Source organism: Campylobacter sp. LR291e, from assembly GCF_008633915.1.
Taxonomy (GTDB): domain Bacteria; phylum Campylobacterota; class Campylobacteria; order Campylobacterales; family Campylobacteraceae; genus Campylobacter_D.
On sequence record NZ_VJNV01000001.1, the window covers coordinates 121,674 to 129,696 of the forward strand.

The 8,023-nt window shown below is 31.2% G+C and carries 7 protein-coding genes and 2 pseudogenes; 4 read left to right on the forward strand and 5 right to left on the reverse strand.

What is annotated here, in order from left to right; all coding sequences use genetic code 11:
* Window positions 1–51: 51 nt before the first annotated feature.
* From FMM58_RS00615 to FMM58_RS09295, 3 genes and pseudogenes are all read right to left on the reverse strand, one after another.
* Window positions 52–684, reverse strand: a complete 633-nt coding sequence (locus FMM58_RS00615; RefSeq protein ID WP_150139429.1) for a hypothetical protein — start codon at window positions 682–684, stop codon at window positions 52–54.
* A gap of 148 nt (window positions 685–832) precedes the next feature.
* Window positions 833–2,152, reverse strand: a complete 1,320-nt coding sequence (locus FMM58_RS00620; RefSeq protein ID WP_150180271.1) for a major outer membrane protein — start codon at window positions 2,150–2,152, stop codon at window positions 833–835.
* An 894-nt stretch (window positions 2,153–3,046) separates the two neighbouring features.
* Window positions 3,047–3,229: pseudogene (locus FMM58_RS09295) on the reverse strand (Fic family protein); the annotation flags it as partial.
* 474 nt (window positions 3,230–3,703) lie between these two features.
* Here FMM58_RS09295 and FMM58_RS09075 point away from each other — a divergent pair.
* Complete coding sequence (locus FMM58_RS09075) at window positions 3,704–3,829, forward strand: hypothetical protein (RefSeq protein WP_263312593.1); 126 nt, start codon at window positions 3,704–3,706, stop codon at window positions 3,827–3,829.
* A 20-nt stretch (window positions 3,830–3,849) separates the two neighbouring features.
* On the opposite strand, the gene FMM58_RS00630 is transcribed toward FMM58_RS09075, so the two are convergent.
* Window positions 3,850–5,181: an acetyl-CoA carboxylase biotin carboxylase subunit gene (locus tag FMM58_RS00630; protein WP_150139435.1), complete on the reverse strand. Its 1,332-nt coding sequence runs from the start codon at window positions 5,179–5,181 to the stop codon at window positions 3,850–3,852.
* 1 nt (window position 5,182) lies between these two features.
* Window positions 5,183–5,635, reverse strand: a complete 453-nt coding sequence (gene accB, locus FMM58_RS00635; RefSeq protein WP_150139436.1) for an acetyl-CoA carboxylase biotin carboxyl carrier protein — start codon at window positions 5,633–5,635, stop codon at window positions 5,183–5,185.
* A gap of 144 nt (window positions 5,636–5,779) precedes the next feature.
* Here accB and dcd point away from each other — a divergent pair, with 144 nt between their 5' ends.
* From dcd to FMM58_RS00650, 3 genes and pseudogenes are all read left to right on the forward strand, one after another.
* On the forward strand, window positions 5,780–6,340 hold the full coding sequence (gene dcd, locus FMM58_RS00640; RefSeq protein WP_150151429.1) for a dCTP deaminase: 561 nt from the start codon (window positions 5,780–5,782) through the stop codon (window positions 6,338–6,340).
* A gap of 55 nt (window positions 6,341–6,395) precedes the next feature.
* A complete protein-coding gene (locus FMM58_RS00645) occupies window positions 6,396–7,595 on the forward strand; it encodes an MFS transporter (protein ID WP_150151432.1) in 1,200 nt (399 codons plus the stop codon).
* A 147-nt stretch (window positions 7,596–7,742) separates the two neighbouring features.
* Window positions 7,743–8,023 (forward strand): annotated as a pseudogene (locus FMM58_RS00650) (flagellin); the annotation flags it as partial.

An 8,023-nucleotide genomic window follows, 5' to 3' on the forward strand; every position in this document is an offset into this window, starting at 1 on the left:
TTAAAGTATATTTGTATATTTAAGAAGTAAAAAAAGCCTAAGTCCTAAGACTTAAGCTTCTAAATCAACGGAGTTGCCTCCAAGTTCGTTGATTCTTTCTGTTACTAGTTCTAAGGCAAGTGCCATAGTTTGTTGACTAATATCAGGTAAAGAACCTCCCCAAGTAGCCTCGGCCTGTGCAAACCCTTGTTGCATACCCTTAAGACCTTCTTGAAGTTTATTTAAGTCATCTCCAGCTGCTGAAATGATAAAATTTGCTATACGATTAGCTGTATTTGTAACCCCGAAAAAGCCATCCTCGCTTAAAAGTGCGTTTAACTCATCTGTACTCATATTAAGTGGATTTGTGCCAGTGTAGCCAATGGCTACAAAGTCTATAGAACTTAAAATTGAAGCTGCCTTACTTGAGTAATCTGCATTTAATAAGCCTTCAATTCCACTTTGAGCACTTGAATTGCTGTAAGTTGAAGTAAAACTTATTTGCATATACTGCATTAAATAAGTTTCAGTTATGCCTTTTCCCCCTAATTCTTTAAGCTCGTCAATAGACATTGAACTTAAATCCGTACTTGAAGTAGTACTAGAACTTGAACTGCTAGACTCTTCATCTGCCTTCGTACTATTGCTAACACTTGTTGATGATACTGTGGTGCTTACAACATTTGAGTAAGTATTCACTTCCATCTTTTTGCTCCTTTTTGTTAGATATGTCTAATATCGGTATTTTAAAGATAAAATTTATATATTTTGCTAAAAATGAGTTAAAAATTTAAAAGGCATAAAAAAAGGGAGTTTAGCAAAAGCTAAACTCCCCAAGAAAGATTTAAAAATCTTAGAATTTGTAAAGTGCTTGAAGCCTTACTGAGTGTTTTTCACCTTCAAGTAAAGAGTTGTCGATATTTACATAAGAATACCAACCTTGGAATGAAAGTTTTGGAGAATATTTATAATCAATTCTGCCAGTGTATTCAAGCTTATCACCAGCACCACTAGAATAAAGTGTACCATTGTTAACTTTTGTTCCACCATAAACTATATCAGAACCAAATCTTAACACTTTATCAAAGGTATAACCAAATTTTACATAACCAAAGGTATTTTGACCAAGGTCACCTGAAAGTTGAGAACCATTAGTATAGTAAATTTCTTCACCAGCTAAAAGACCACCTATATTACCATTATCAGAAAGTGTAGTAAAGGTAATTGCATCTTTATCACCATAGTATAAGAAACCTAATGTTCCATCAAAACCAGATACTTTTAAAGTACCATTAACACCGAAGAAATTACCCCCATCCACTGCACCTTGATATACATCATCAAAATCGCCAGTTACTGAGTTTCCTAAATATGCAAATCTAAGATCCCATTTTGTATCTTCACCAAAGGTAGTACCATAAGCTAAATCTAATGCGTATAGATAAGCTGCTTCATCAATATAAGCTAACCATAATTGAGAATCAAGTTCACCACCAAGTGCTTCATAAGAACCTATAGCTGCAACACCATATAGGTTCTCTGAATATGGGTTGTATACAGGTTCATCATCAGCCATTCTATCAGCAATTAGTCTACTGTTTAGAATAGTGTCACCTTCCCTACCACCTGTAACACCAATTGGGTTAAATCCATCGAAAGCATAAGCAGCTAAGGTTAAACCTTCAATGCTTTGATTTAAAACTTTAGCACCTGTACCAACTAATTGCCAGTGACCATTCTCAGTCCAGATAGCATTTACTGCTTGTTTACCTAAGATAACTTGAGTAGCTATATCTTCTGCTGTATAAGTTAAATAGAATTGATTTACATAAAAAGTTTGTATTGTGTTTGAAGAACTATCATCACCAGTGCTTTGATCAGTGATACGAGCATCTAATTCTAAGAATGCTTTCCAGTTATCACCTATGGCTTTGCTTATACCAAGAATAGCAGCCCAGTGGTGACTTTGTCCATTGCCTACAGTTGAACCACGTCCATTTAACGCATCTGAGAAGTGACCTGCACCACTTGAAACATTAGAAAGACGGTAACGATACCTTAAAACACCTGATAAATCAATGTCTTTGATAGCTTCTTCTAATGGAACAGCGTTAGCCACAGAAAAAGTTCCTGCAGCTAGTGCTGCAACTAAACTAAGTTTAACTAGTTTCATAAGAATTCTCCTTAAAATTAAAATAAACGACGAGATTATAGCAAAAAAAGCGATATTATAAGCTTAAAATTAGTTTAAAATGCTAAAAAATGCGAAATTTAAGGAATTTAAAATCTAAAAAAAAAAAAAACAGATAGCTAACCTAGCTAAAATCGTCATTTAAAAGACCTAGCTAGGTATTTGTTTTTTAAGGAGTTTTTCTCTTTTTAGAGTATGAGTGTTTGTTCGAATAAAAGTTTAAAAGAGAAAAGTTAACGATATATTAATTTAAAAAAATATTTTTAAAATTTAAATTTTTTTCTTATAAAAATCTGGCTTTTTTGTAATTAAGCTTACTAAAATAAACCATTATATATGAATAAATAGCTAAAAATTTTTTATATTTTAAATGTGAATTTTTTGTGGTGAAATTTTTTAAATAAATTTTTTTTAAAAAAAATTGCTTTGAAAATGAGTTTGTAAGATAGGTTACAAAATCTAATTTTTTAAACCTTTGAAATTTTATACACAACGTAATAAATCATAAAACCAAAAAGAATAATAGTAAAAATAGCTAAAATAGTGGCAATTGTGGTAATCATAAATCCTTTAAGTCTTTTTAATAGTATAAATTTTTATATTTTTAAGATTTTTTTATCTTTCTTTTTAATTTTATTCATATAATAAAAGGTGTATATTAATACAATTACTGTAAATGCTAAAATTATGTATCGCACATTTATTTTTTTATCCTTTGTGTTTTTAGATAATTATAATTTATTCCTAGCTTTTCTCAATATCAAATTATTTTGCTTATTTTTAATAGAAAAATCTTTTAAAAATTCTAATCTTTCAATAACACAATTTATTAAGAAAAGATCTATTTTGTAAGTATTTTTGTCTAATGAATACTCCCTAAAGGCTTCGTAATATAGCTTTTTTATCTATATCAATACTAATAGCACAAAATCCAGCCTTTAATAAGGCTAAATTCACTAATAATCTTGCAGTTATTCCATTACCATCTATAAAGGGGTGAATTCGTACAAATTCTAAATGTGTGTAAGATGCTAGTAATATAGGGTGGAGTTTATTTTTAAGTTCGTTAAGGGTATTTAAAAATTATTTATTTGTGGCAAAATTTTAAAAGGCTGATGTGGTATAAAATAGCTAACGCTAACTAAAATCTTTCTATATACCCCTGCGTTTTGCCTGTCTATACTATGTAAAATTATACCGTGAATGGTTTATTAATTTTTAAATGTTCTTTCAAACTTTTCTCACCTATAGTAGCCCCGTCAATTAATATAGCCATAGTCTGGCTAAAATTAATGGTATTACCCTCGATAGTATTTGAATTATAGGTATAATTTAATTTAAAATTCTTATCAATAGACTTTAAGCTTTAAGAATCAATGGGATTTTGTATTAAAAATTCTTTTAACTTATCTGCTTTTTTAAGACTTTTTTATATCCATTTTTTTACTTTAAATTTTGATTTTTAACATTATACTTTAAATCTTGCCTTTTAAAAACAAAAATATATTATAATTGCAAAAAAGGAGCTAAAAAATGGAAGAATTAGATATAAGTAGCGTTGAAGATGAAAAAATACTAAAAATGTTACAAGCACATGATAAGAGAATTTTAATTGAAATGGTTGTTTATAAAATCAAAGAAAATAAAAAAGAAAAGTAAAGTTAAAAAACCTTGCAAGATTAATGTCTTGCAAGATAATTTGTATCGTAGTTGTTATTGTTAAAATCGTTATTATCCATCATTTCTAAGTGAAAATCCCTAGTAGTTTTAATGCCACTAATGATTAACTCATTTAAGGCTACTTTCATTTTAGCAATGGCCCTGTGCCTATCTTCTGCCCAAACTACGAGTTTTCCTATCATAGAATCATAAAAAGGAGGCACGGAATAATTTTGATAACAATGACTTTCCATTCTTACATTTCTACCAGCAGGGGCTACATATTTTGTAATCTTACCTGGATTTGGCAAAAAGGTTTTAGAATCTTCTGCTGTGATTCTACATTCTATAGAATGGCCGTGAAGTTTGATTTTATCTTGGCTAGGTAAGGCATAGCCCTCGGCTACTTTTATCATTTGTTCTATTATATCAATGCCACTTACCATTTCACTAACGCAGTGTTCAACTTGCAAACGCGTATTCATTTCTATAAAATAAAAATCTAAATTTTTATCCACTAAAAATTCAAAGGTACCAGCCCCCTCATAGCCTATAGCCTTTGCTGCAGTTACTGCTGTTTCGTGCAATTTTTTCCTAGTTTTGTTATCAAGTAAGATAGCAGGGCTTTCTTCTATTAATTTTTGATGTCTTCTTTGTAAAGAACAATCCCTTTCTCCTATATGAATAACATTCCCAAAGCTATCTCCTATAACTTGTACTTCTATATGTCTTGGATTTTGAATATATTTTTCCATGTATAAGGTACCATCTCCAAAGGCTGTCATAGCCTCGCTTTCAGCTGCCCAGTATGCCTTTTCTAAATCCCTTTCTTTTTCCACTATACGCATACCACGACCACCACCTCCAGCAGCGGCCTTTAAAATCACAGGATAGCCTATTTCTTTTGCTAATTTTTTAGTTGCTTTAACTCCATTTAATGCCCCATCACTTCCAGGAATCACTGGTACGCCTGACCTTTGCATTACTTGTTTTGCCTTGCTTTTATCAGAAACTAAAGCCATTGACTCAACAGTTGGACCTATGAATTTAATATTATGTTTTGAACAAATTTCAACGAAATTTTGATTCTCACTTAAAAAACCATATCCTGGAAAAATGGCATCTGCCTCGCTAATCTCACAAGCTGCTATAATGGCTGGAATGTTTAAATAACTTTCAGAACTCCTTGCCTTGCCTATGCAAATACTAGCATCGGCGTATTTTAGATAAAGGGCATCTTTATCTGCTTCTGAATAAACACAAATTGCCTTTTTTCCCATTTCTTTAATGGTTCTTAAAGCACGAAGTGCAATCTCTCCTCGATTTGCAATCAAAACATTTTTAATTTCCATTTTATAATTTCTCCACAGCAAATAAAGGCATTCCAAATTCAACAGGTTGCCCATCAGAAACCAGAATATCTACTATCCTACAATCAAATTCAGCCTCTATTTCATTCATTATCTTCATAGCCTCGATAATTGCTACAGTATCGCCTTTTTTAACACTAGTACCAGCCTTTACAAAGGGTGCTGCACCAGGGCTTGGGGCTTGGTAAAAGGTGCCTACCATAGGGCTTTTTATACTTGGTTTGTTGGATTTACTTTGATTGTTAGGGACTTCATTTACTACGTTTACATTTATAGGTTGAGGAGCTTGTACTTGAGTTTGAACAGGTTGTGGTACATCACAGCACATATCCCTTTCAAGTTCTATTTCAAAGCCATCTTGTTCTTTGATTTTAATCTTACTAATATTTGTCTCGGCAAATAAATTTACTAATTCTTTAATCTCTTCTTTGGTCATAAAATTTCTCCTAATTTTAAAGAATTTAAACTAACATTATATAAAAAAACTTGAGATTTAAGCTTAAGAAACAAAATTTTTTAAAATAAATTTTAATTTTGTATAAGTTATAATTGCGTTTGTATATTGTTTTTAAGGATAAATATGGGTTTAAAAGCAGATAATTGGATAAGAAAAATGGCACAAGAACACGAGATGATAAAACCATTTTGCGAAGCTAACATAGGAAAAGGCGTTGTAAGTTATGGGCTTTCAAGCTATGGTTATGATATAAGAGTAGGGCGTGAGTTTAAAATTTTTACAAATATAAACTCAACCATGGTCGACCCAAAAAATTTCTTAGATGAAAATGTAGTAGATTTTGAGGGTGATATTTGCATAGTGCCTGCAAATTCCTTTGCCCTAGCTAGAACCCTTGAATACTTTAAAATGCCAGATGATGTTTTGGCTATTTGTTTAGGAAAAAGTACCTATGCAAGATGTGGGATTATAGTAAATGTAACTCCGTTTGAACCAGGTTTTGAAGGGCATATTACCATAGAAATTTCAAATACCACTCCATTACCTGCTAAAATTTATGCAAACGAGGGTATAGCCCAGGTATTGTTTTTACAAGGTGATGGACCTTGTGATACTACTTATAAGGATAAAAAAGGTAAGTATCAAAAGCAAAGAGGTATAACCTTGCCTAGAATTTTAAAATAATTTTTAACCTTAATTTTATAACATTTTATTAAATTAATATTTTTATAATTTCTTTATGAGTGATTTTAAAAAAACGGTTTTTGTGTGTTGGTTTGGAATTTTTACTACAAGTATGGGTTTAAGTCAAATGGCACCGATTTTACCCTTATATATGAAAAATTTAGGCTATACAAATAGTGCTGATATTGCCTTTTATTCTGGTCTTGCCTTTGGTATAACGCCTTTATTTATGGCTATTTTTTCTCCTATTTGGGCATGGGTTGGGGCTAAATTTGGTTATAAAAAAATGCTTTTAAGGGCAAGTCTTGGAATGTCTGTTTTAACCCTTTGTCTAACCTTTTTAGATACTGCCTTAGAAGTAGTTTTGGTTAGGGCATTTACGGGAATTTTTTCAGGCTTTAATTCAGCTGCTATTGTTTTTATAGCTATGATTGCTCCAAAAAGAAAGGTAACTGCAACGCTTGGGGCACTTTCTACTGCTTCAATTAGTGGAAGTTTATTAGGACCTTTATTTGGTGGGATAGTGGCTGAAATTTTAAATATAAAGGGCGTTTTTTATTTTATATCATCTTTAATAGCTTGTTCTTTTTTAACTATCTTATTTTTTATAAAGGAAAATAAAAATAAAAATAAAAAGATTATTCACAAAAAAGCCCAAAGCTTAGAAAAAAACGAAAAAAATTTAAGTTTAATCATAGTTTTATTTATAGTTACCTTTTTTATACAAGTAGGCACCTTTGGCATAATGCCTATGATTACTTTATTTGTGGATGAAATTTATAATGGTACATACATAGCCTTTTATTCAGGGCTTGTAGTAGCAGTAGCTGGGATTAGTAATTTAATCTTTACTCCATTTATAGCTCGTTTAGCAGATAAGGTTGGACCTAGCAAGGTTATATTTGTAGCCTTAATTTTTTGTGGTTTAACATATTTTTTACAAGCAATATCAAGTAATATTTATATGTTAATCTTATATCGCTTTATACTTGGAATGGGACTTGGTGGGCTTATGCCTTGCGTTAACGCACTCTTTAAAAAGGGCATTAATACTAAGAATTTAAATATTATTTTAGGCTTTAATCAAAGTGCTCAATTCTTAGGAAATTTTAGTGGGTCCTTTGTAAATGGTGCTTTAGTAGCTAGTTTTGCCCCTCATGTAGCCTTTATCTTTGTAGGTATTATTTTTATATTAAACGCCCTTTTATTTGGTGTAATTGAAAAAAGGGTAATTTTTTCTCATATTAGATTATAAATTTTTCAAAATTACAATTTAAATCATCTTTAAATTTTAGCATTAAGTATTTTTAAATCCCATAAAAAAGCACTTTTAAAGTTATTTTAAAAAGTTGGCACATTTATTGCTTTTGTCTTGTTAAGCAATTTTTTGAAAGGATTTAAGATGAGTTTTAGAATAAACACGAATGTAGCAGCTCTTACTGCTTACACAAATTCGCTAAGCAACTCGAATTCGTTGGATAAGTCTCTAGAAAGACTTAGCTCAGGTCTTAGAATCAACTCAGCAGCCGATGATGCCTCTGGTATGGCGATTGCTGATTCTTTACGTCAACAAGCTTCAACCTTGGGACAAGCTATTAACAATGCTAACGATGCATTAAGCGTTCTTCAAACAGCTGATAAGGCAATGGATGAACAAATTAGCATACTTGAAACTATCAAGGC

What these genes read in the sequence shown, in the direction of transcription:
- FMM58_RS00615 (WP_150139429.1), bottom strand. Translation starts at nt 684, where the DNA reads ATGGAAGTGAATACTTACTCAAATGTTGTAAGCACCACAGTATCATCA.
- FMM58_RS00620 (WP_150180271.1), bottom strand. Translation starts at nt 2,152, where the DNA reads ATGAAACTAGTTAAACTTAGTTTAGTTGCAGCACTAGCTGCAGGAACT.
- FMM58_RS09075 (WP_263312593.1), top strand. Translation starts at nt 3,704, where the DNA reads ATGGAAGAATTAGATATAAGTAGCGTTGAAGATGAAAAAATACTAAAA.
- FMM58_RS00630 (WP_150139435.1), bottom strand. Translation starts at nt 5,181, where the DNA reads ATGGAAATTAAAAATGTTTTGATTGCAAATCGAGGAGAGATTGCACTT.
- accB (WP_150139436.1), bottom strand. Translation starts at nt 5,635, where the DNA reads ATGACCAAAGAAGAGATTAAAGAATTAGTAAATTTATTTGCCGAGACA.
- dcd (WP_150151429.1), top strand. Translation starts at nt 5,780, where the DNA reads ATGGGTTTAAAAGCAGATAATTGGATAAGAAAAATGGCACAAGAACAC.
- FMM58_RS00645 (WP_150151432.1), top strand. Translation starts at nt 6,396, where the DNA reads ATGAGTGATTTTAAAAAAACGGTTTTTGTGTGTTGGTTTGGAATTTTT.